This window comes from Agrobacterium larrymoorei, assembly GCF_005145045.1.
GTDB lineage: Bacteria > Pseudomonadota > Alphaproteobacteria > Rhizobiales > Rhizobiaceae > Agrobacterium > Agrobacterium larrymoorei.
Genome location: NZ_CP039691.1, coordinates 354,805 through 376,045, shown reverse-complemented (window position 1 = coordinate 376,045; position 21,241 = coordinate 354,805). Strand labels below are relative to the sequence as shown.

At 58.0% G+C, this 21,241-nt stretch carries 21 protein-coding genes; 10 read left to right on the top strand and 11 right to left on the bottom strand.

Annotated elements, in window-relative coordinates:
* Nucleotides 1–20 precede the first annotated feature (20 nt).
* The 6 genes from CFBP5473_RS01740 to CFBP5473_RS01715 form a co-directional block, all read right to left on the bottom strand.
* Nucleotides 21–1,028 carry a TRAP transporter substrate-binding protein gene (locus CFBP5473_RS01740; RefSeq protein ID WP_027673590.1) on the bottom strand — a complete coding sequence of 336 codons (1,008 nt, stop codon included), beginning with the start codon at nt 1,026–1,028 and terminating at the stop codon, nt 21–23.
* Nucleotides 1,029–1,064: 36 nt separating this feature from the next.
* Nucleotides 1,065–2,342 carry a TRAP transporter large permease gene (locus CFBP5473_RS01735; protein ID WP_027673589.1) on the bottom strand — a complete coding sequence of 426 codons (1,278 nt, stop codon included), beginning with the start codon at nt 2,340–2,342 and terminating at the stop codon, nt 1,065–1,067.
* A 3-nt stretch (nt 2,343–2,345) separates the two neighbouring features.
* The gene (locus CFBP5473_RS01730; RefSeq protein WP_027673588.1) at nt 2,346–2,876 is read right to left on the bottom strand and encodes a TRAP transporter small permease; all 531 of its coding nucleotides are present in this window, start codon (nt 2,874–2,876) and stop codon (nt 2,346–2,348) included.
* Between the two features lie 126 nt (nt 2,877–3,002).
* A complete protein-coding gene (locus CFBP5473_RS01725) occupies nt 3,003–4,163 on the bottom strand; it encodes a fumarylacetoacetate hydrolase family protein (RefSeq protein WP_027673587.1) in 1,161 nt (386 codons plus the stop codon).
* A gap of 189 nt (nt 4,164–4,352) precedes the next feature.
* Nucleotides 4,353–5,072, bottom strand: a complete 720-nt coding sequence (locus tag CFBP5473_RS01720) for a FadR/GntR family transcriptional regulator (RefSeq protein WP_027673586.1) — start codon at nt 5,070–5,072, stop codon at nt 4,353–4,355.
* Between the two features lie 46 nt (nt 5,073–5,118).
* On the bottom strand, nt 5,119–6,495 hold the full coding sequence (locus tag CFBP5473_RS01715; RefSeq protein ID WP_413228964.1) for an FAD-binding oxidoreductase: 1,377 nt from the start codon (nt 6,493–6,495) through the stop codon (nt 5,119–5,121).
* Nucleotides 6,496–6,718: 223 nt separating this feature from the next.
* On the opposite strand from CFBP5473_RS01715, the gene denD reads away from it, so the two are divergent.
* From denD to CFBP5473_RS01690, 5 genes are all read left to right on the top strand, one after another.
* Nucleotides 6,719–7,705, top strand: a complete 987-nt coding sequence (gene denD, locus CFBP5473_RS01710) for a D-erythronate dehydrogenase (RefSeq protein WP_027673584.1) — start codon at nt 6,719–6,721, stop codon at nt 7,703–7,705.
* Entirely contained in the window at nt 7,702–8,607 is a 906-nt protein-coding gene (locus CFBP5473_RS01705) for an NAD(P)-dependent oxidoreductase (RefSeq protein ID WP_027673583.1), read from the top strand. The genes denD and CFBP5473_RS01705 overlap by 4 nt, the downstream gene beginning before the upstream one ends.
* Nucleotides 8,608–8,772: 165 nt before the next feature.
* Nucleotides 8,773–10,206 carry an aldehyde dehydrogenase family protein gene (locus CFBP5473_RS01700; RefSeq protein WP_027673582.1) on the top strand — a complete coding sequence of 478 codons (1,434 nt, stop codon included), beginning with the start codon at nt 8,773–8,775 and terminating at the stop codon, nt 10,204–10,206.
* A 114-nt stretch (nt 10,207–10,320) separates the two neighbouring features.
* A complete protein-coding gene (locus CFBP5473_RS01695; protein WP_027673581.1) occupies nt 10,321–11,295 on the top strand; it encodes a threonine ammonia-lyase in 975 nt (324 codons plus the stop codon).
* A gap of 30 nt (nt 11,296–11,325) precedes the next feature.
* Nucleotides 11,326–11,724: a (R)-mandelonitrile lyase gene (locus CFBP5473_RS01690; RefSeq protein ID WP_027673580.1), complete on the top strand. Its 399-nt coding sequence runs from the start codon at nt 11,326–11,328 to the stop codon at nt 11,722–11,724.
* 15 nt (nt 11,725–11,739) lie between these two features.
* Here CFBP5473_RS01690 and CFBP5473_RS01685 read toward each other — a convergent pair whose 3' ends face one another.
* On the bottom strand, nt 11,740–12,843 hold the full coding sequence (locus CFBP5473_RS01685) for an NAD(P)/FAD-dependent oxidoreductase (RefSeq protein ID WP_027673579.1): 1,104 nt from the start codon (nt 12,841–12,843) through the stop codon (nt 11,740–11,742).
* A 229-nt stretch (nt 12,844–13,072) separates the two neighbouring features.
* Between CFBP5473_RS01685 and CFBP5473_RS24985 the strand changes: the two genes are divergently transcribed.
* Nucleotides 13,073–13,216, top strand: coding sequence for a hypothetical protein (locus tag CFBP5473_RS24985; RefSeq protein WP_169696864.1), 144 nt, complete (start codon nt 13,073–13,075; stop codon nt 13,214–13,216).
* 29 nt (nt 13,217–13,245) lie between these two features.
* Here the strand turns inward: CFBP5473_RS24985 and CFBP5473_RS01680 are convergent, their stop codons facing one another.
* Nucleotides 13,246–14,352: a cobalt-precorrin-5B (C(1))-methyltransferase gene (locus tag CFBP5473_RS01680; RefSeq protein ID WP_027673578.1), complete on the bottom strand. Its 1,107-nt coding sequence runs from the start codon at nt 14,350–14,352 to the stop codon at nt 13,246–13,248.
* Between the two features lie 90 nt (nt 14,353–14,442).
* Here CFBP5473_RS01680 and CFBP5473_RS01675 point away from each other — a divergent pair, with 90 nt between their 5' ends.
* The 4 genes from CFBP5473_RS01675 to CFBP5473_RS01660 all read left to right on the top strand — a co-directional run bounded on the left by CFBP5473_RS01675 (nt 14,443) and on the right by CFBP5473_RS01660 (nt 18,516).
* Nucleotides 14,443–15,756, top strand: a complete 1,314-nt coding sequence (locus CFBP5473_RS01675; RefSeq protein WP_027673577.1) for a cobyrinic acid a,c-diamide synthase CobB — start codon at nt 14,443–14,445, stop codon at nt 15,754–15,756.
* Nucleotides 15,757–15,868: 112 nt separating this feature from the next.
* Entirely contained in the window at nt 15,869–16,765 is an 897-nt protein-coding gene (yghU, locus tag CFBP5473_RS01670) for a glutathione-dependent disulfide-bond oxidoreductase (RefSeq protein WP_027673576.1), read from the top strand.
* 11 nt (nt 16,766–16,776) lie between these two features.
* Nucleotides 16,777–17,154: a hypothetical protein gene (locus tag CFBP5473_RS01665; RefSeq protein WP_027673575.1), complete on the top strand. Its 378-nt coding sequence runs from the start codon at nt 16,777–16,779 to the stop codon at nt 17,152–17,154.
* A gap of 111 nt (nt 17,155–17,265) precedes the next feature.
* On the top strand, nt 17,266–18,516 hold the full coding sequence (locus CFBP5473_RS01660) for a cytochrome-c peroxidase (protein WP_027673574.1): 1,251 nt from the start codon (nt 17,266–17,268) through the stop codon (nt 18,514–18,516).
* A gap of 350 nt (nt 18,517–18,866) precedes the next feature.
* On the opposite strand, the gene leuB is transcribed toward CFBP5473_RS01660, so the two are convergent.
* The 3 genes from leuB to CFBP5473_RS01645 form a co-directional block, all read right to left on the bottom strand.
* Nucleotides 18,867–19,973 (bottom strand): 3-isopropylmalate dehydrogenase, encoded by a 1,107-nt coding sequence (leuB, locus tag CFBP5473_RS01655; protein WP_027673573.1) that lies wholly within the window; start codon nt 19,971–19,973, stop codon nt 18,867–18,869.
* A gap of 187 nt (nt 19,974–20,160) precedes the next feature.
* Nucleotides 20,161–20,766, bottom strand: a complete 606-nt coding sequence (leuD, locus tag CFBP5473_RS01650) for a 3-isopropylmalate dehydratase small subunit (protein ID WP_027673572.1) — start codon at nt 20,764–20,766, stop codon at nt 20,161–20,163.
* A gap of 134 nt (nt 20,767–20,900) precedes the next feature.
* The gene (locus CFBP5473_RS01645) at nt 20,901–21,137 is read right to left on the bottom strand and encodes a hypothetical protein (protein WP_027673571.1); all 237 of its coding nucleotides are present in this window, start codon (nt 21,135–21,137) and stop codon (nt 20,901–20,903) included.
* Nucleotides 21,138–21,241: the final 104 nt, after the last annotated feature.

The window sequence follows — 21,241 nt, the reverse complement described above, 5'->3', positions numbered from 1 at the left end:
TTGTATCTGCATATGGAAGCTTAAAGCCCGCGCACTTCCTTTAGCTTTGCCTGAATGCCATCGACCACATCCGCGCCGATCTGCGCCTTGTGCTTTTCGTAAACGATGGCCGACTTTTCGCGGATACGCGTCTGCTCATCCGCCGACAAGACGTTCACTTCCAGACCGGCCTGCTTGATCTTGTCCAGCGATTTCTGGTTCAGCGCACGGATGACTTTGCGCTCCTCGTCACGACCGACGACGGCACACTCGCGCAGTGCGGTCTGTTCTTCGGGCGTATAGCTGTCGAAGATCGGCTTGGAGAAGAGGAAGAGGAACGGCGTATAGGCGTGGTTGGTTTCGGTAACGTATTTCTGTACCTCGTAGAACTTAGAGGTATCGATGGTCACGTAAGGGTTCTCCTGCGCGTCGATTGCGTTGGTTTCGAGCGCCGAGAAGACCTCGCCGAAGGCCATGGGCGTGGCGTTGGCGCCGAGGTTCTGGAAGGTATCGAGGAAGATGTTGTTCTGCATCACGCGGACTTTCAGCCCGGAGAAATCTTCCCATTTATTGACCGAATGCTTGGAGTTGGAAAGGTTGCGGAAACCGTTCTCCCAATAGGCAAGGTTGACCAGACCCTGCTCTTCCAGCTTCTTGTTCATCATGTCGCCGAACTCGCCATCCAGCACGGCATCGACTTCCTTTTCATTGGCAAAGAGGAAGGGCAGATCGAAAACGCCGAGTGCCGGGATGAGCCCGACCAGTGGCGAAGACGAGGTGACAACCGCCTCCTGAACGCCGGAGCGCAGCGCCTGCGTTGCCTGGAGATCGCCACCGAGCGCGCCGCCCCAGAATGCGGTTAGCTTCAGCTTGCCGCCGGATTTCTCATCGAGGCAAGCCTGCATGGCCTTGATGCCATTACCGACCGGGTGATCCTGATTGATGCCGTTCGACACGCGGATCGTGCGGCTGTTGAATTCCGCGAATGCGGGAGCGGCGGCACTGGCTGTGAATGCGATGGCCGTGGTGGCCAGAAGTAGCTTTCTCATATTTTCCTCCCATGGATTTGAGAAACTCATTTCAGGTCATCTTAGATATTGCAGCGGCACCATGACGATCTGCGGAAAGATCACCAGAAGGGCCAGGACGATGGTTTCGGCCACGAGGAACGGCCAGACACCGACCGTGACCTTGCCGAGCGGAATGCGCCCGACGCCCGAAACCACATTGAGAACAACCCCAACCGGCGGCGTGATGAGGCCGATGGCATTGTTGATGATGAAAAGCACGCCGAAATAGACCGGATCGATACCCGCCTGCTTGATGATGGGCATAAGCACAGGCGTCAGGATCAGGATCGTCGGCGTCAGATCGAGTGCGGTGCCGACGATGAAGACCAGCACCATGATGACGGCCATCAGCAGCATCGGGCGGTCGATCAGCGGCTCGATATAACCGGCGACTTCCGCCGGAATATTGGCCGCGGTGATGAGCCAAGCGGAAACGAGGGCGGCAGCCACGAGGAACATGATGATCGAGGTGCTCTTTGCGGCGCGCAGCAACACATGACCGAGGTCGGCGGGCTTCAGTTCCCTGTAGATCACCATTCCGACGAAGAGAGCATAAGCAGCGGCAACGACCGCCGCTTCCGTCGGCGTCATGATGCCCGCCTTGATACCGCCGAGAATGATGACTGGCATGCCGAGCGCCCATCCGGCGCGGCCTGTCGCGACCAGCCGCTCCTTCGCGGTGGTTTTCGGCAGCGGCTTGATGTCATCCTTTCGCACCACGATCAGCCAGGCAATGATGAGCGAGGTTCCCATCAGGATGCCGGGCACGATGCCTGCGAGGAAAAGCTGCGTGATGGAGACGTTGGCCGCCACACCGAAAACGATGAAGGCCATGGATGGCGGGATAACGGGCGCGATGATGCCACCTGCCGCGATCAGGCCACCGGAACGGGGAATATCGTAACCGGCCTTCGCCATCATCGGAATGAGGATTGCCGCGAGAGCCGCCGTATCCGCCGCAGCCGAGCCGGAAATGCTGGCCATGATGATGGCCGCGACGATTGCAACGATACCTAGACCGCCGCGAATATGGCCGACCAGTGCGATGGCGAAATCGATGATGCGGCGCGACAGACCGCCGGAATTCATCAACTCACCCGCCAGAATGAAGAAGGGGATGGCAAGCAGCGTGAACGTATCGGCACCGGAAATCATGTTCTGCGCAATGATCGCGGTGTTGAACATGCCCATGTACCACATGAGCACGACACCACAGAACATCAGCGAGAAGGCGACGGGAACGCCGATGGCCATGGCGCCGAGAAGCGAGCCGACGAAAACCAGAAGTGTCATATGTCAGCGCTCCGAAAGCTGTTCGATGGTGAGATTTTCACCGGCAAAGGCAGCGATTTCCTCTTCCGTCACCTTGCCCGTGAGCAGCCGGTAGAGCCGTTCCAGCGCGATGATGAACATGATGCCGCCGGTAAACATGCCGATGCCATAGACCCAGATCATCGAAAGACCCGTGACGGGTGCGTGCATGCTGGCATTGATGCCGGACTGCTTCCATGTTCCCCAGAAGAAGATGGCGGAGCAGAGCAGGATCACGATGTTGGAGAGGATCATGCAGAAGATGCGTTTGCCCCTGGACAGGAACATGACCAGCGTCTCGATGCCCATATGGCTGTTTTCGCGGAACGTGACGACCGCACCGATGAAGGTGATCCAGACGAAGAAATAACGCGCCAGTTCTTCGGAAACATTGATGCCCGAATTCATGGTGTAACGCATCACCACATTGACGAAGACCATGATCGCCATGCCTGCAAGAAGCGCAACGAGAATGACCTCGAGAATGCGGTAAAAAAGATTGATGACTTTCTGCATCTTCCCCTCCCGAGAATGATCTGGAGCGGCACGCACCTTTAGCGGCGCGCGCGTGAATGCACTCCAAGCCCTTAAAATCTGCGTATCGCCTCCGACGGAAACCGATTGGGCTTCCGCACCGATACGTCAGAGAAGCCCGCGCTTTGCGAGATTGCGCATCAGCGCCGTCGTGCCGAATGTCCATTCCGGGCATTCGGATGTGCTTGCCACCCAGTTGACCAGCCGCCCCAGCTTCGGCGAGGAAATCTCCACCCGGTCACCCTTGGCATGGGTAAACCCAAGCCCCGGCCCGTTACGGTCCTTGACCGGCGCAAACATGGTGCCGAGGAAAAAGACAGCGCCATCTGGATATTGATGATCGCGATTGAGAAGCTGCGACACGAGATTTTCCGGCGTGCGGCTGATCGCCTGCATGGGGCTGACGCCGGTCATGGTAAAGCCGTCCTCACCTTCGACCAGAAGCGAAATCTGCGCCTTCTTCACATCGTCCAGCGTAAACTTTCCGTCGAACAAGCGAATGAACGGGCCGATGGCGCAGGAAGCGTTGTTATCCTTAGCCTTGCTCAGCAGAAGTGCGGACCGACCTTCGAAGTCGCGCAAATTGACATCGTTGCCCAGTGCCGTTCCCACGATACGACCGTCAGAGGTCACCGCAAGCACAACTTCCGGCTCCGGATTGTTCCACTGAGACTTGGGATGAACGCCGATCAGCGCACCGCAGCCAACGGACGACATGGGCTGCGCCTTGGAGAATATCTCCGCATCCGGGCCGATGCCGACTTCCAGATATTGCGACCAGAGCCCCATCTCCTGCAGCAGCGCCTTCACTTCCGCTGCCTTCTGCGATCCGGCTTCGAGACCCTTCAGATTATCGCCCAAAACAGGAGCGAGACGGGAGCGAATATCTTGCGCGCGCAGGGGATCGCCCTTGGCCTGCTCCTCGATCACGCGCTCCAGCATGCTATCGGCAAATGTAACACCGGCAGCCTTGACGGCCTGCAAATCGTTCGGCGCAAGCAACTGTCCAGCCGAACCGTCGAGGAAGGCCTCGAGCGATCCGAGAGCCGGAAACTGCAAGGTGTCCGCCAGGAGACCGATGAGATCGTGTTTTTCGAGCAGCTCGGAAACTGTCGGCGCCAATCTCGAAAGATCGTAGAGAACGCCGTCCTTTAACAGAACCGGACACGGTCCGTCCTCGGATTTGGACCAGACCCGGCCAATCAGAACCGCGTCCTGATGGTCCTCCGGCAAAATTGCAGCAGCATCGACAGACCTGATCCCCGCCAAGCTTAGTCCTCCCATTTTTCAGCGCATCCGACCGCTGCCTCCACAGCATCGTATTGTCTGGATGTCTGACAACCTGAATACGTCGTTTCTTCTTAGTATGAGAGAGTGGCTTAGTCCAGTCTCGTCACCGTCAAATTTTAGAGGAAAATTACGTAATGCGTGTCGGTGCCGACGTCTTGTCCCGACAACCTAGAGATAGACTTCCAGATCGAGGTTCACGCGCCGGGCTGCGCCCACCAGATGGGCGCGCATGGCGGCGCGTGCGGCTGCGGCATCGGAGGCGACAACCGCATCATAGATCGCCACATGCTCCGCAATCGTCGTCTCGAGGATTTCGCCGAAAACAGCGCGCGAGAAGGCGATATTGATCGCAGAACTGATGCGTTCGGCGATGAAGCCGAGAAACATCGAAAAGTAGGCGTTCTGGGTGGCTTCGGCCAGAGTACGGTGAAAATCGAGATCGGCGGCAATGCCATCCTTTTCCCATTCCGGCGCATTGCGCATATTGTCCAGCGCGGCTTTCAGCGTCTTCAGCTGCGCAGGCGTGTGGTGAACCGCCGCAAGGCCCGCCGCCTCGATTTCCAGCGGCATGCGAAGCTGAAAAAGATCACGGAAGTTATCGGGATCGTTCAGTTTCGAGCGCTCGATGCGAATGGAAACGCGCTGGCGCGGATCGGTAACGAAAGCGCCGACGCCCTGCCGTGTTTCAACGACGCCCTCGTTGCGCAATTGCGCAATCGCTTCACGGATGACCGAACGGCTGACGCCGAATGTCTTGGAAAGCACGTGCTCGGTGGGAAGCTTGTCACCGGGTGCGAGCTTGCCATCATTGATCTCCCGCGCAATCTCCACCGCTATCCGGCCCGGCAGATGATCGTTGCGGTGAATCTGGTTGAATTCCAGCGTCATGATGGCTCCCGTAGACAGCGCGATGCTTCCCGCGCGCACTTCCTCTCTAGCTAGCTGGTTGAACAGCAAGCTGGCAACCGGGATTCATACGAAGATCGGGGTCGAACGCCTTTTTCAGCCGCAGGATCATATCGCGCTGCACCGCGCCGAGACGGCTTTCGAAATCCTCACGCTTGAGGCGACCGATACCATGCTCCGCGCTGATGCTGCCCGCATAACGATCCAGCACATCGTTGACGATGACCTTGGCCTTGTAGATGGAGCTTTCGCGATCCGCACGGCTGCTTCCATTGGGCGGCAGGACATTCAGGTGGACGTTTCCATCACCCACATGGCCGTAGGAAACCGCCAGACATTCCGGCATCTTCTCGGCAAGCGCCGCCTCTGCCTCAGCCACAAAATCCGCAAGGCGTGAAAGCGGCACGGAAATATCGGTGCGCATATGCGCGCCGCGTAAGGCCTGCCCCTCATTCATGCCTTCGCGAAACAGCCAGAGCGATTGGGCCTGCGCGCGCGACGATGCAATCACGCCGTCAAGCACCAGCCCATCCTCCATCACCCCTTCGAGAAAACGGCTCATCAGATCATTGGTATCGACCAATCCCGAGCCTGAAATCTCCATCAGAACATAGGCCGCATAGTCCCCGGAAATCGGCATCCTGAGGTCGGGAATAGCTTCCATCGCAAGGGTAAAGGCCACCGGCGGCATGAATTCGAAGGCCGACATCAGGTCGCAGCAACCACGCCGCGCCCGTCGATAAAGCTTGATCGCATCATCCAGCGAGTTCAGCCCAAGCAGAGCCGTCTCGACATGTTCGGGATTGGGATGAAGCTTGACCGCAACGGCAGTGATGATGCCGAGCGTTCCTTCCGCCCCGATAAACAGCTGCTTAAGATCGATCCCGCGATTATCCTTGCGCAGCGTCGAAAGCCCGTTCCAGATCGTGCCGTCAGGCAGAACCACTTCAAGACCGAGCACGAGTTCGCGCGTCATTCCATAGCGCAAGACATTTATCCCGCCAGCATTGGTCGAGACATTTCCTCCGATCCGGCAAGACCCTTGCGCGCCAAGAGAAAGAGGAAAAAACATTCCTTTTTCCTGTACCGCATCCTTGAACTCGGACAGGATGCAGCCCGCCTCGACCACGGCGGAGAAATCATCCGTATCGATTGCGCGAATGGCATTCATACGCTCGAGACTGAGAACCACCTGACCCCGAGGTGCATCGGGAATGCCTCCCAGCACAAGACCAGTATTTCCGCCCTGCGGAACGATGGAAAGGCCAAGTTCGCCACAAAAACGCACCGTGGCAGACACCTCTTCGACAGAACGGGGGCGAATGACGGCAATAGCGGAACTCTCGACATCGCCGTGCCAGTCCCGGCAATAACGAAGCATATTTGCCTCGTCAGTCATCACCATCGCCTCATCAAGGCCCGCCTTGAGGGATGCGCGCAAACCCTCAACCGTCTGTGCCTGAACATCGAGCATGCCGCCCTCGCCTCCACCCCTGCCATCGCACTTCTTCGGCGCGACCGCACTATTGTCTCATGTTTTCCAAAAACCTGTTTTCAACGCAATCATATAAGGTTATCAGACAACCTTACAAGTCAATTTTTCTTGGATGCAGTGGAGGAGCAGACAGATGCATATTGCGATTATCGGCGCGGCGGGGATGGTGGGGCGTAAGCTGACCGAGAGGCTGGTCAAGGATGGCGGCCTGGGTGGCAGTCAGATCGATAGGTTCACGCTGATCGACGTGTTTCAGCCGGAAAAGCCTATTGGTTTCAGCGGAACAGTTGATACCCGCGCTGCCGATCTCTCCGCAACCGGCGAAGCGGAAAAGCTCATCGAGACTCGCCCGGATGTGATCTTCCATCTCGCGGCCATCGTCTCGGGTGAAGCAGAGCTGGATTTCGACAAGGGATATCGCATCAATCTCGATGGGACACGATATCTGTTTGATGCGATCCGCATCGCCCATGGGGAAGATGGCTACAAGCCGCGCGTCGTCTTCACATCTTCGATTGCCGTCTTCGGAGCGCCCCTACCCTATCCCATTCCCGACGATTTCCACACGACACCGCTGACGAGCTACGGCACGCAGAAGGCAATCTCCGAACTGCTGCTGTCCGACTATACCAGACGCGGTTTCTTCGAAGGCATCGGAATCCGTTTGCCGACGATCTGCATTCGCCCCGGCAAGCCCAACGCCGCCGCATCCGGTTTCTTTTCCAACATTCTGCGCGAGCCGCTGGTGGGGCAGGAGGCAATTCTGCCGGTCCCTGAAAGCATCCGCCACTGGCACGCCTCGCCACGCTCCGCAGTTGGATTCCTTCTGCATGGCGCAACAATCGACACGGAAAAGGTCGGACCCCGCCGCAATCTTTCCATGCCGGGCCTCAGCGCCACGGTTGGTGAACAGATCGAGGCTCTGCGCAAAGTCGCCGGAGAAGCGGCGGTCAAGCTCATCCGCCGCGAGCCGAACGAGATGATCATGCACATGTGCGAAGGCTGGGCACCCGGCTTCGAGGCGACCCGCGCGCGCGAATTGGGCTTTACAGCCGAGGCTTCTTTCGAAGAGATCATCACGGTCCATATCGAAGACGAATTGGGAGGTTCGCTGAAATGAGCCAGACGCAGGAAACGCAGAGGCGCGTTATCGCCTTTCTCGGCACAGGCCTCATGGGCGGGCCGATGGCTCGCAATTTGCTGAAAGCAGGATTTACAGTCCGCGTCTGGAACCGCAGTTCCGAAAAGGCCGAAGCACTGGTCGCTGAAGGTGCGGTTCTGTCGGCCTCTCCAGCGCAGGCCGCGAAAGGCGCAAACGTCGTCATCACCATGCTGAGCGATGGACATGCCGTCGGCAATGTCCTGTTCGATTTGGGGGTAGCCGACGCGCTGGAGAAAGATGCAATCGTCATCGACAGCAGTTCCATCGCGCCGCCCATTGCGCGCGACCATTCCGCAAGATTGAAGGCACTGGGCATTCACCACGTCGATGCGCCCGTGTCTGGCGGCGTGCCCGGCGCGACGGCAGGCACGCTCGCCATCATGGCAGGTGGCGACGAGGAAACGGTGAAAAATCTTTCCGACGTGTTTTCGGCCATGGGTCGCCTCACCTATGTCGGACCATCCGGCGCAGGGCAGCTCTGCAAGCTCGCCAACCAGCAGATCGTTGCGATCACCATCGGCGCTGTCGCTGAAGCCATGATGCTGGTGGAAGCAGGCGGCGCATCCCGCGAAGGGTTCCGCAATGCCATCCGTGGTGGCTTTGCCGAAAGCCGGATTCTGGAGCTGCATGGCGAGCGCATGGTGCAGAGAAACTTCGTACCCGGCGGCCCATCCAAGTTCCAGCTGAAGGACTTGAACGGTGTTCTGGCCACAGCAAAGGAGCTCGACCTATCGCTTCCGCTGACGCAACAGGTAACGCGTGAATTCGATGATTTCGTCAGCGATGGCGGAGCCGATATGGATCACAGCGCGCTGCTTCTCTATCTGGAGAAACTGAACAACCGCCAGCGCTCTTCCTGAAATTCTGAAAATATTATCATATGGTGACTTTCGTCCATTGGTAATATGACATAGGGTCCGCACCGACTTCGCCGCGCCCTGCCGCGGCGAGATAGCGTTTGACCGTTCGGTTTCAAAAAGGCGTCGCAAAATCGGCGAACGCCTCGGTATTATAGGGAGCTTGCCATGACAATTCATCAGAACCTTATCGGCGGAGAATGGATCGGATCCGACACGTCGAAGAACATCAATCCCTCCGATACGAACGAGGTCGTTGGCCTTTACGCTCAGGCAACGGCGGACGACGCCAAGCAGGCTATTGCCGCGGCAAAGGCAGCCTTCCCTGCATGGTCGCGCTCCGGCATTCTGGAACGCCACGCAATTCTGAAGAAGACGGCAGACGAAATTCTCGCACGCAAGGATGAGCTCGGCGCATTGCTGGCGCGTGAAGAAGGTAAGGTTCTGGCCGAAGGCATCGGCGAAACCATCCGCGCCGCGCAGATTTTCGATTTCTTCGCTGGCGAAGCTCTGCGCCTGGCAGGCGAAGTCATTCCGTCCGCCCGCCCGAACATCGGCGTTGAAATTACCCGCGAGCCGCTCGGCGTCATCGGCATCATCACGCCCTGGAACTTCCCGATCGCCATCCCGGCCTGGAAGATCGCGCCTGCGCTCTGCTACGGCAACACCGTCGTCTTCAAGCCTGCCGATCTGGTTCCTGGCTGCTCCTGGGCGATCGTCGACATCCTGCATCGCGCCGGTCTGCCTAAGGGCGTGCTGAACCTCGTCATGGGTCGTGGCTCCGTCGTCGGTCAGGCCATGCTGGATAGCCCGGACCTTGCAGGCATCACCTTCACCGGCTCCACCGGCACCGGCCAGCGCGTTGCCGCCTCCTCGCTGCCATTCAACCGCAAATTCCAGCTGGAAATGGGCGGCAAGAACCCGTTCGTCGTTCTTGACGATGCGGACCTCAACGTCGCAGTCGAAGCTGCTGCCAATTCCGGTTTCTATTCCACCGGACAGCGCTGCACGGCATCCTCGCGCATCATCGTCACCGAAGGCATTCACGACAAGTTCGTCGCTGCCCTGTCCGAACGCCTCGCCAAGATCAATGTCGGCCATGCGCTGGACAAGGAAACCCATGTCGGTCCGGTTGTCGATGAAAAGCAGCTGAAGCAGGACACCGACTATATCGAGATCGGTAAGAAGGAAGGCGCAAAGCTTGCCTTCGGCGGTGAGGTTCTGGAGCGCGGAACGCCGGGCTTCTTCCTCCAGCCGACGCTTTTCACCGAGGCCACCAACGATATGCGCATTTCGCGCGAGGAAATCTTCGGACCGGTCGCAGCCGTCATCCGCGTGAAGAATTACGACGAGGCTCTGGCCGTTGCCAATGATACGCCATTCGGCCTGTCCTCGGGCATCGCTACCACCAGCCTGAAGCACGCAACCCACTTCAAGCGCAATGCCGAAGCTGGCATGGTGATGGTGAACCTGCCAACCGCAGGCGTGGATTTCCACGTGCCGTTCGGCGGCCGCAAGGCGTCCTCCTTCGGTTCGCGCGAACAGGGCAAATATGCCAACGAGTTCTTCACCACGGTGAAGACCGCTTACACGCTGGCCTGAACCAGATCACAAACAGACAAATCCCCGGTTTCGACCGGGGATTTTTTTATGGCTTCTCGTCGCGGCATTTGCCCTTATGGTGGAACAATTGATTTTGAATGACGCAGGAATGACATGACCGATATTGTAATGATCGAAGCCGCCCGCGACCGCATTGGTAACGAGGCCGTCCGAACTCCGTTGATGTCCTCTCCCTTTCTGGACAAGATCGCGGGGCGCAAGGTCTTCGTCAAAGCCGAATGCCTGCAACGCACCGGCTCCTTCAAGTTTCGTGGCGGCTGGTCTGCGGTCTCCGCATTGGAGCCGGAGGTACGCCAGCGCGGCGTCATCGCCTTCTCTTCCGGCAACCACGCGCAGGGCGTGGCGCTTGCCGCAAGCCTGCACGGCATCCCCTCCGTCATCATCATGCCGCAGGATGCGCCGAGGATCAAAGTCGAGAATACCAGAGCCTATGGCGCAGAAATCGTGCTTTTCGACCGTTCTAAAGACGACCGTGATGCCATTGGAGCGACGATTTCTGCTGAGCGTGGGCTGACACTGATCCGTCCGTTCGATGAACCGCTCGTCATTGCAGGGCAAGGAACCGTCGGGCTGGAAATAGCGGAACAGGGAAAGGAAGCGGGCATCGAAGAGGCTGAGGTGCTGGTGCCCTGCGGCGGCGGTGGCCTGACCTCCGGCGTTGCACTTGCGCTCGAGGCCAAGGCGCCCGGTTTCAAAGTCCGCACCTGCGAGCCTGAAAATTTCGATGACGTGGCACGTTCCCTGAATTCCGGCAAAATCGAGCGGAATGCTGCCTTATCCGGCTCCATATGCGACGCGATCATCACGCCGCAGCCCGGCCACATTACCTTTCCGATCATGGCGACGCTGTGCGGCAAGGGCATTGTGGTATCGGAAGAAGAGGCCCTGCGCGCCATGGTTCTGGCGTTCCAGCGCCTCAAGGTCGTGGTGGAACCGGGTGGTGCAGTGGCGCTGGCCGCAGCCCTGTTCCACGCGGATCAAATGGAAGCCGAAACCGTTATCGCCGTCGCATCCGGTGGCAATGTCGATGCGGACATCATGGCGGCTGCGCTTTCGAAATACGCTTAAGCGCCCTCGAAACAAGACAGGAGCGATATCATGCAAATCACACGCGCAGGCACGAAACCATCGGGAAAAGGACCAGCCGACTGGTTCACCGGAACAGTGCGCATCGATCCTCTTTTCAACCCGCATGATGCGGAACGCGTACAGGGCGCGCAGGTAACCTTCGAACCCGGCGCCCGCACGGCCTGGCACACCCATCCACTCGGACAAACGCTGATCGTCGTCTCCGGATCAGGCCTCGTTCAGCGTGAAGGTGGCCCCATCGAAAAAATCGCACCCGGTGACGTCGTCTGGTTCGCGCCAGAAGAAAAGCACTGGCATGGCGCTTCGCCCGAAACGGCCATGACCCATATCGCCATTCAGGAAGTGAAGGACGGAAAGGTCGTGGACTGGATGGAGCACGTCACGGATGCTCAATATACAGGCGGCTGAGCTCCTAGCGCGGGCTTAAGTGCCAAGCCTGGAAGCAACCTCTGACGCAATGGCAAGCGAAGCCGTCAGACCCGGGCTCTCGATGCCGAAAAGGTTGACGAGGCCTTCAACACCATGGGATTCCGGCCCATCAATGCGGAAATCCATCGCAGCCTCATCCGACCCGGAAATCTTTGGCCTGATGCCTGAATAAGCGGGCTGAAGCGCATCATCCGGCAGGCCCGGCCAATAACGCCTTATGGCATCGTCAAAACCAGCCGAACGGGAAGGATCGACCGCATAATCGATGCTGTCGATCCATTCTATGTCAGGTCCAAAACGGGCCTGACCTGCAATATCCAGCGTCAGGTGCACGCCGAGACCGTGGCTATGCGGCGCGGGGTAAATCAGACGCAAAAAGGGTGATTTTCCCTTCAGCGAGAAATAGGAGCCCTTGGCGTAATAAGCTCTGGGAACATGTGAGGGAGACAGCCCCTCAATCGACCCGGCAACATGGGGCGCGACGAGGCCAGCCGCGTTGATCAGCACGTCACAGGTCAACTCCGCTGGTTCTGCACCGCCGACGAAAACGCGAAAAGCACCGTGTTCCGACACAGCGCGCAGAAAAGGTGCACGATACGCAATGCTTCCGCCTGCATCCTCAAGGTCTCCCAGCAATGCCAGCATATAACCATGGCTATCGATGATGCCGGTTGAGGGGGAATAAAGGGCTGCTTCACAGGCAAGCAAAGGCTCCATGGCAATGGCATCGCGGGCGCTGATCAATGTCAGATCGTCGCATCCATTTGCACTGCCGCGCTGCTGAAGCTGCTCGATCAGGGGAATTTCTTCCGCCGACGTCGCTACGATCAGCTTACCGCAGCGGCGATGAGCCACACCATGGCTGTCGCAATACTCATAAAGCCGCTTCTTTCCTTCAACACAAAGACGCGCTTTCAGACTGCCCTGCGGATAATAGAGCCCGGCATGGATCACCTCGCTGTTGCGTGACGACGTGGCGCTACCGAATTCGCTCTCCTTTTCCAGCAGAATGACGGACTTGCCCGAGAGTGCCAGTTCACGCCCGATGGCAAGGCCGATAACGCCTGCACCTATGATGATCGCATCGATATCCGCCAACTTGCCCTACCGCCTTATTCGCGTTGAACCGAAACAGGGTCCAGACGTTGATAATCGTGACTCCGGTAGATCGATGCTTGTTGGGAGGCAAGTCACGATCAGGATTTTTCCCGGATGAGCTATCTTATGGAATTTTATCTCTACAGGAACACTAGAGAATAGCGATATTCTGTGTGCAATCGGGCTTAACGGTCGGCTTGGCCGATCATGTATCAATAAGGAGGGTGCGATGTCTTATTCCAAGGTTGGAAAAGTAAAAGATTTCACGCCGTCGACCGCGCCGCATCGCGGCTGGCAGGCATCGATACATACGGCACTGGTCGGCATCTGCTTCGCATTCGTTGCAGCCGTCATATTCGGCCTGGTGACTTAAGCAATATCAGGTCTCTTGAGCGACGCGTTTCAAGAATCCGGCAAATCCCTATCCGATGGCGTGGAGCGCGTCCTCCCCTTCAACCGGCCATCGCGATCGAACACAAGAATATCGAGCGCGATATCCGGTCTGTTCAACGCACTTGCTGCTGTGGACCACGCCTTGCGCGCCACGAGACCTCCAAGGTCTATATCCTTATCCCCCGCAATTCCGAACGCATGAGACACCGTGTTGGCGTTACGGATAGCATCGATCAAAATGCCATCCGCACCCGCTTCCCCCGCCAGAACCGACAAGGCTTCAAGGTCGGCAAGGCCCCGCTTGGAATGAACATCCAGCATGCCCTGCGCGAGCTTCGTCATTTTCGCGACCCCACCCGCCACCGTTACCCGTTCCACCGGGTGACTACGCAGATATTTCAGCATCCCACCGATAAAATCACCCATGTCGATCAGGGCGGTTTCCGGCAGACCGTATAGCGCCTGACCGGCCTTTTCCGATGCATTGCCGGTGGCACCCAGAAGATGTGTCAGCCCTTCTGCCCGCGCCACATCGATCCCGCGCCAGATCGAGTGAATCCATGCGGAACAGGAAAACGGAATGACGACACCGGTTGTCCCCAGAATGGAAATGCCGCCAAGAATGCCGAGCCTGCCATTCAGGGTGTTTTCGGCCAGTTTCTCACCGTCACGAACGGAAATTTCGACTTCGAAATCTGCGCCCTCTCCCACGACCTCATGGATTGCCGCCGCAATCATCTTACGCGGTACGGGATTGATGGCCGGTTCCCCCACCGGCAGCGGCAGACCGGGCCGGGTGACCGTTCCCACACCTCTGCCAGCCTTGAAGCTGATACCGTTTCCTCTGGCAGCCTTACGAACCGTGCTTTCGATCAGCGCACCATGGGTCACGTCCGGGTCGTCACCGGCGTCCTTGATGATGCCTGCGCGAGCGAAATCAACGCCTTTCGTCTGCGTTGCCAAAGCAAAGGCAGGTCGGGCCCCGCTTGGAAGTTCGACCTCGACCAGATCAGGAAACGCCCCGGAAACAAGCGCCTCGCATGCGGCTTTCGTCGCGGCGGCAGCGCAAGTGCCCGTGGTCCAGCCACGGCGGAGATTTTTTCCATCACTTTCCATGATTATCCTATAGACCTTGCAGCCTCTGCCGTCATCGGTAAACAACTGACGCAAGCAATGTCGAACGTGCCTTCAAACGAGAATTCTGCAATGACTGCAAAAGCCATCATCATCGGCGCGCCACGCTCCGGATCCGGCAAAACCAGCGTGACCATCGGTCTGCTGAGAGCCTTTGCCCGTCGTGGCGTGAAGGTGCGTGGCATCAAGACGGGGCCGGATTACATCGATCCGGGCTTTCATGCTTTCGCAACGGGCACACCCGGCCTCAATCTGGACAGTTGGGCCATGCAGCCGGATTTGCTGCGTCATCTGCTCGCCCAGCAGGCCGATGGTGCGGAACTGCTCTTGATCGAAAGCGCCATGGGCCTGTTCGATGGCATTCCCGTTGCGGATAATCGCACCGGCTCGGCTGCCGATCTTTCGCGCCTCTTCGGCATTCCCGTGCTGCTGGTGCTGGATGTTTCCGGCCAGTCCCAAACCGCTGCCGCCATGGCGCATGGCTTTGCCCATTACGACCCCGCCGTGAAGATGGCCGCCGTCGTCCTCAACCGCGCAGGCAGCGAGCGCCATCGCAAGCTCTGCACCGAGGCCATCGAAAAGATCGGGCTTCCCGTCGCTGGATGCGTTATGCGCGATCCATCGCTCATCCTCCCCGAACGTCATCTCGGGCTGGTACAGGCGAGCGAGCATCCAGAAATCGACGCACATATCGAGCGCTTGGCCGATACGATGGAGCGGGCAATCGATCTCGATGCGCTGTTTTCCTTAGCAAAGCCCATCACCATTTCCGAAACGTCGCCAGATGCAGGCATTTCGCCCCCCGGCCAACGCATTGCGCTTGCAGACGATGCGGCGTTTACCTTCCTCTACCCGCATCTCAAGCGCCAGTGGCGCGAAGCGGGTGCTGAAATCGTGTCCTTCTCGCCGCTTGCCGATGAAGGCCCAGATCCGTCCTGCGACATCTGCTGGCTGCCCGGCGGATACCCGGAACTATACGCAGGTCAACTGGCCTGCGCCGCAGGCTTCAAGGCTGAGCTCTCACGTTTCGCCGAAAACAAACCGGTTCACGGTGAATGTGGCGGCTACATGGTGCTGGGCGAAGCGCTGGAAGATGCAGACGGCGTAACGCACCCTATGACCGGCCTGCTCTCCCACGCCACCAGCTTTGCCAAGCGCAAGATGAACCTCGGTTATCGTCAGGCGAAAATTGCGACGGACGGCCCACTTGGCAAAGCGGGTGATGTTCTTCGCGGCCATGAATTCCACTACGCCCGCGTCATCGAACCCGGCAATGATCTGCCCTTTGCCGAAATTGCCGATGGGCAAGGCAAACCGCTCGGTACTTCTGGCGAACGGCGCGGCCATGTTTCGGGTACATTTTTCCACGCAATCGCAAAGGGTTAGATGCTTCTTTGCGGTGTTGGCCTAATTCTGTTTTCATAGGAGTGGAGGAAACGCTTCCACCTTCCTATATTGCTTAGGACACCGAACCCACCTGAAACAAGGACGGATTTTCATGGCCGACAAGTCTCCCGAAAACAACTTCCCCGCTGGTTACCAGCCGCCTGAGGTCTGGCAGTGGGAAAAGGGCAATGGTGGCGCTTTTGCCAACATCAACCGTCCGATTGCAGGTTCCACGCATGAGAAGGAACTACCGGTCGGCAAGCACCCGCTTCAGCTTTATTCGCTGGCGACGCCAAATGGCCAGAAGGTTGGCATTCTTTTGGAAGAGCTTCTCGCTGCCGGTCATTCCGGCGCAGAATATGATGCCTGGCTGATCAAGATCGGCGATGGCGACCAGTTCGGCTCCGGCTTTGTCGAGGTCAATCCGAACTCCAAGATCCCTGCGCTGTTCGATCATTCCACGCCGGAGCCGACGCGCGTTTTCGAAAGCGGCGCGATCCTGCTTTATCTCGCGGAAAAATTCGGCGCTTTCCTGCCAAAGGATCATAAGGGCCGGACCGAAGCTTTGAACTGGCTGTTCTGGCAGATGGGTTCTGCCCCCTTCCTCGGCGGCGGTTTTGGCCATTTCTACGCCTATGCGCCGATCCACATCAAATATGCCATCGACCGTTTCGCCATGGAAGCCAAGCGCCAGCTGGATGTGCTCGATCGTCATCTGGCGAATAATCGCTATATGGCAGGCGATGAATATTCCATCGCGGATATCGCCATCTGGCCGTGGTATGGCAACCTCACGCGCGGCCAGTCCTATCCGAATGCCGAAGTGTTTCTGGATGCGGCGAGCTATAAAAATGTAAAGCGCTGGGCCGATGAAATTGCCGAACGTCCCGCCGTCAAACGTGGACGCATGGTCAACAAGGCTTCCGGTGATCCTTCGGAACAGCTACATGAACGTCACGACGCGTCCGATTTCGATACGAAGACGCAGGACAAGATCGGCAAGAGCTGAAGGATAGACGAATGGCGAACCTGCCCGACATGACGAAACACCGTGGCTTTCCATCTGGCATGCCGGGCACGGGTATTCAATTTACTATCCGCCGCGCCAATCCGCGCGGCGTGACCCCCATCAAGCAGATCCCGCGCAAGGCACGTCCCGGCACGCCGGAGCATAAGGTGGACGCTGCCTTCCTACACGCGCTATGGCATCATTTCGGTGCTGAGCCTTTCGAGCGCGGCAATCTCGATGCCGCCCGCCTTAACCTGCTGTTCGGGCGCGAAGTATTGGCCGCCGAGAAGAATTTCGATCCTCTGTCCTATGAGGCAATGCTGGTCATCGATGAGCGCGTGGCACGCCAGAGCTTCCCGGAATCCTTCGAAAATTACTTCGAAGTCTAAAGCAGACCGAACGGCCTGCGGCAAAGTGGAGCGTGCCAAGAAAGTTTCTGTGCTTCGCGTCATGAAGATGCTATAGAGCCTGCCGGTTTCCACTTTTCCGGCGTTTCTGACATGGTCAGGCATTTCTCTCGTTTCCTTGCCGTTGCGGCGCTCATTCTCCTTCCTGTTGCCGTAGGCGGGGGTGTTGCTGCACATAGCGGCGAGAATTATTCGACGCTTGAAAAGCTCGGGGAAGCGCTGTTCCACGACCCCAATCTGTCGATGAACCGGACAATGGCCTGCTCCACCTGCCACACGCAGGCCAATGGCTTCACCGATATCCGCGAGTCGGAAAAGATCGGTCATGCAGTTTCTCTGGGGGATGACGGCACGTCTCTGGGGGATCGCAACGCACCGACAACGGCCTATGCCAGATTCTCTCCGCCCTTCGGCAAGAACGAGCTTGGAGAATATGTCGGCGGCCAGTTCTGGGATGGTCGCGCTGCGACACTCGAAGATCAGGCTGGCGGCCCACCGCTCAACCCCACTGAGATGGGAATGCCGGACAAGACGAGCGTAGTGAAGCGGCTGAAGGAAAACCCGGATTATGCCAGCGCCTTCGGCACGCAATTCGGAGCCGATGTCTTTCAGAATGACGACGCTGCCTTCGCTGCCATGGGCAAGGCGCTCGCCGCTTTCGAACGCACGGATGCGCTCTCCACCTTCGATTCGAAATATGATCGCTTCCTACGTGGCGAAGAGAAGCTGACCGATCAGGAAGAGCTCGGTCGCGTGCTGATGTCCTCCTCGCAATTCACCAATTGCAACACCTGCCATACGATCCAGGGACAGCACGGCCTCTCGGACGGCGTCTTTACCAACCACAAATATTTCAACATCGGCGTTCCCGCCAATAAGGGCGTGCGTGCCGCCAATGGTTCGAAGACGGACGCGATAGATCTGGGCCTTGCGCAGAACCCCGCAGTCGCTGGTGATCCGGCCCAGCGTGGCAAGTTCAAGGTACCGTCCCTGCGCAATGTCGCGGTGACTGGTCCTTACATGCACAATGGCGTGTTCAAGGACTTGCGGACCGTCGTGCTGTTTTATGTGAAGTACAAGAGCAAGAAACCAAGCCGTCAGATCAACCCGGAAACGGGTGAGAAGTGGGATGCACCGGAAGTCCCGGAAAACATCGCCATGACGGAGCTGACCTCCGCGCCCGCTCTGGATGACAAGCGCGTGGACGCTATCGTCGCCTTTCTAAAGACGCTGACCGACAAGCGCTACGAGCCACTGCTGGCAAAGGGCGAAGACATCGGCCAGCCCTCGGAAGAGCCGACCATTCATTCGATTGCGGTTAAGCCGGATGAGACGGGGAAATAACGGGAAGCGCAGCCTCTGCCGAACCCATAGACATCATCCTCGGGCATGTCCCACTGCTGTCCGGTTGAGACTTATTGGCGTGGTATAGGTCTCGGACTCGCCAGTGCAACGCTGGCTATGAATGCGGCAACGGCACTCCCCACTTCCGTCATCCCGAACTTGATCCGGGATCCATTCAGACCAAGTCCTTGGTCTGAAAGACTCTTTCGACGCGCAGACGCGCGTCTGCTGGACCCCGCATCAAGTGCGGGTGACGGATATGAGAGCTGTTCTCGCCCCAAACTACCAACTCAGTTTAAACCGGACAGCGATGGCAAAGGCCGAGAACGACGAAACTCGATGCCAGCCCCTTACAGAGCCTTGAATTCCGCCAGAACTGCATCACCCATTTCAGACGTGCTGACCTGACGCGAGCCTTCCGCCATGATGTCGGCGGTGCGGATGCCTTTTTCGAGGACATTGGCGATTGCCGTCTCAAGCTTCGTCGCATCCTCAACCATGTTGAAGGAATAGCGCAGGCACATGGCAAAGGAGGCGATCATCGCGATGGGGTTGGCAATACCCTTCCCAGCGATATCCGGTGCAGAGCCATGAACGGGCTCATACATGGCCTTGCGCTTGCCGGTCTTGGCATCCGGTGCGCCGAGAGACGCGGATGGCAGCATGCCGAGCGAGCCGGTCAGCATGGCAGCAACATCGGAAAGCATGTCGCCAAACAGGTTGTCCGTCACGATGACATCGAACTGCTTCGGCTTGCGCACCAACTGCATGCCACCGGCATCTGCCAGCATGTGCTCCAGTTGCACATCCTTGTACTTGGCCGCATGCGTTTCGGTCACGACCTGGTTCCACAGCACGCCGGATTTCATGACATTGCGTTTTTCCATGGAGCAGACGCGGTTGTCGCGCGTGCGGGCCAGTTCGAAAGCAACGCTTGCGATGCGCTCGATTTCGAATGTGTCGTAGATCTGCGTGTCGATACCGCGCTTCTGGCCATTGCCGAGATCAATGATCTGCTTCGGCTCGCCGAAGTATACGCCACCCGTCAATTCGCGAACGATGAGGATATCGAGGCCTTCGACCAGCTCAGGCTTCAAGGATGAGGCGGCGGCGAGGGCCGGATAGCAGATGGCTGGACGCAGATTTGCGAACAGTTCCAGATCCTTGCGCAGACGCAGCAGGCCCGCTTCCGGGCGCACTTCATAAGGTACACCATCCCACTTCGGGCCGCCGACGGCGCCGAACAGGATTGCATCGGCAGCAAGCGCCTTTTCCATATCCGCATCGGAAATTGCCACACCATGCGCGTCGTAGGCGCAGCCGCCGACCAGACCTTCTTCGACGGTGAAGCCCGCGCTCTTCTCGCTGTTCATGTAATCGATCAGCTTGCGGACTTCGGCCATGGCCTCTGGGCCAATGCCATCACCGGGCAGCAGGAAGAGCGAGCGCACTGTCATGAAAATCCTCCTTGGCGCGTTGAGGGACTGAGTGCCATTCGAAACGCGCGCGTCAAAATCCGTATGTCGCAACATATCGCTGCGAGATGTCGGCTTCTTAACGCTGGATTTTGTGCATTTCAAGCAAAGCAAAAGCCGATTCGGTACGGGTCGCGCACCAAATCGGCTCTCACGTTTTCAAATCATATCAAGCCCAGGGGCGGGCAGACGCATTGGTCTTTTCAAAGCTGTCGATAGCGCCTGCATGCTCGAGCGTAAGCCCGATGTCATCGAGGCCGTTCAGCAGACAATGGCGCTTGAAGGCATCGATTTCGAAATTGATGCGTCCGCCGTCCGGGCCGCTGATTTCCTGATTTTCCAGATCGACGGTCAGAACCGCGTTGGAACCGCGCGAGGCGTCATCCAGCAGCTTTTCCAGATTTTCCGGGCTGACGACGATCGGCAGAATGCCGTTCTTGAAACAGTTATTGTAAAAAATATCGGCGAAGCTGGTCGAGATGACGCAGCGGATACCGAAATCCAGCAGCGCCCATGGCGCATGCTCACGCGAGGAGCCGCAGCCGAAATTATCACCGGCAACGAGAATCTGGGCGTTCTGATAGGCGGGCTTGTTCAGCACGAAATCCGGGTTCGGCGAGCCGTCTTCAAGGTAACGAGACTCGGCAAACAGACCTTTGCCGAGGCCGGTGCGCTTGATCGTCTTGAGATAATCCTTGGGAATGATCATGTCCGTATCGACATTGACGACCGGCATGGGGGCAGCGACACCCGTCAGCTTGGTGAACTTATCCATCTCTCACTCCGATGTTCTTTAGGACGCCTGTTGGCCCAGTTTTCTGGCCAATAATGCAAAATGGCGCGCTTTTGAAGAGCAAAGCACGCCATTGCGGTACGCCGCGGATGATATCGCGTTAAAGCGTCGGATTTTTAAAGATCGATGATCGTGCCGCGGCCATCGTTCCACACGCGCATATTCTGCTCGCGACGCGGATCGGTCTTGACACGAATGGGAGCCGGTTTGAGGCGGGCGGAAAACATCTTGGCGATGCTGAGGACCGCAAGCGTTCCAACGAATGCAATCGTCAGAGATGCGGTGAAGAGTGCGGCCAGAGCCAGAACTGCGATACTGGAGGCGGCGATGAAGAATGTACGAATGCCCTGCATGTTCCAAACCTTTCTGTCCAGACGAATGTGGGCCTTCTTCATGCGGCTTGCAAGAGGTTTCACATCGCCTATCAGCTTGCGAATGTCACAAAAGATTGACACAA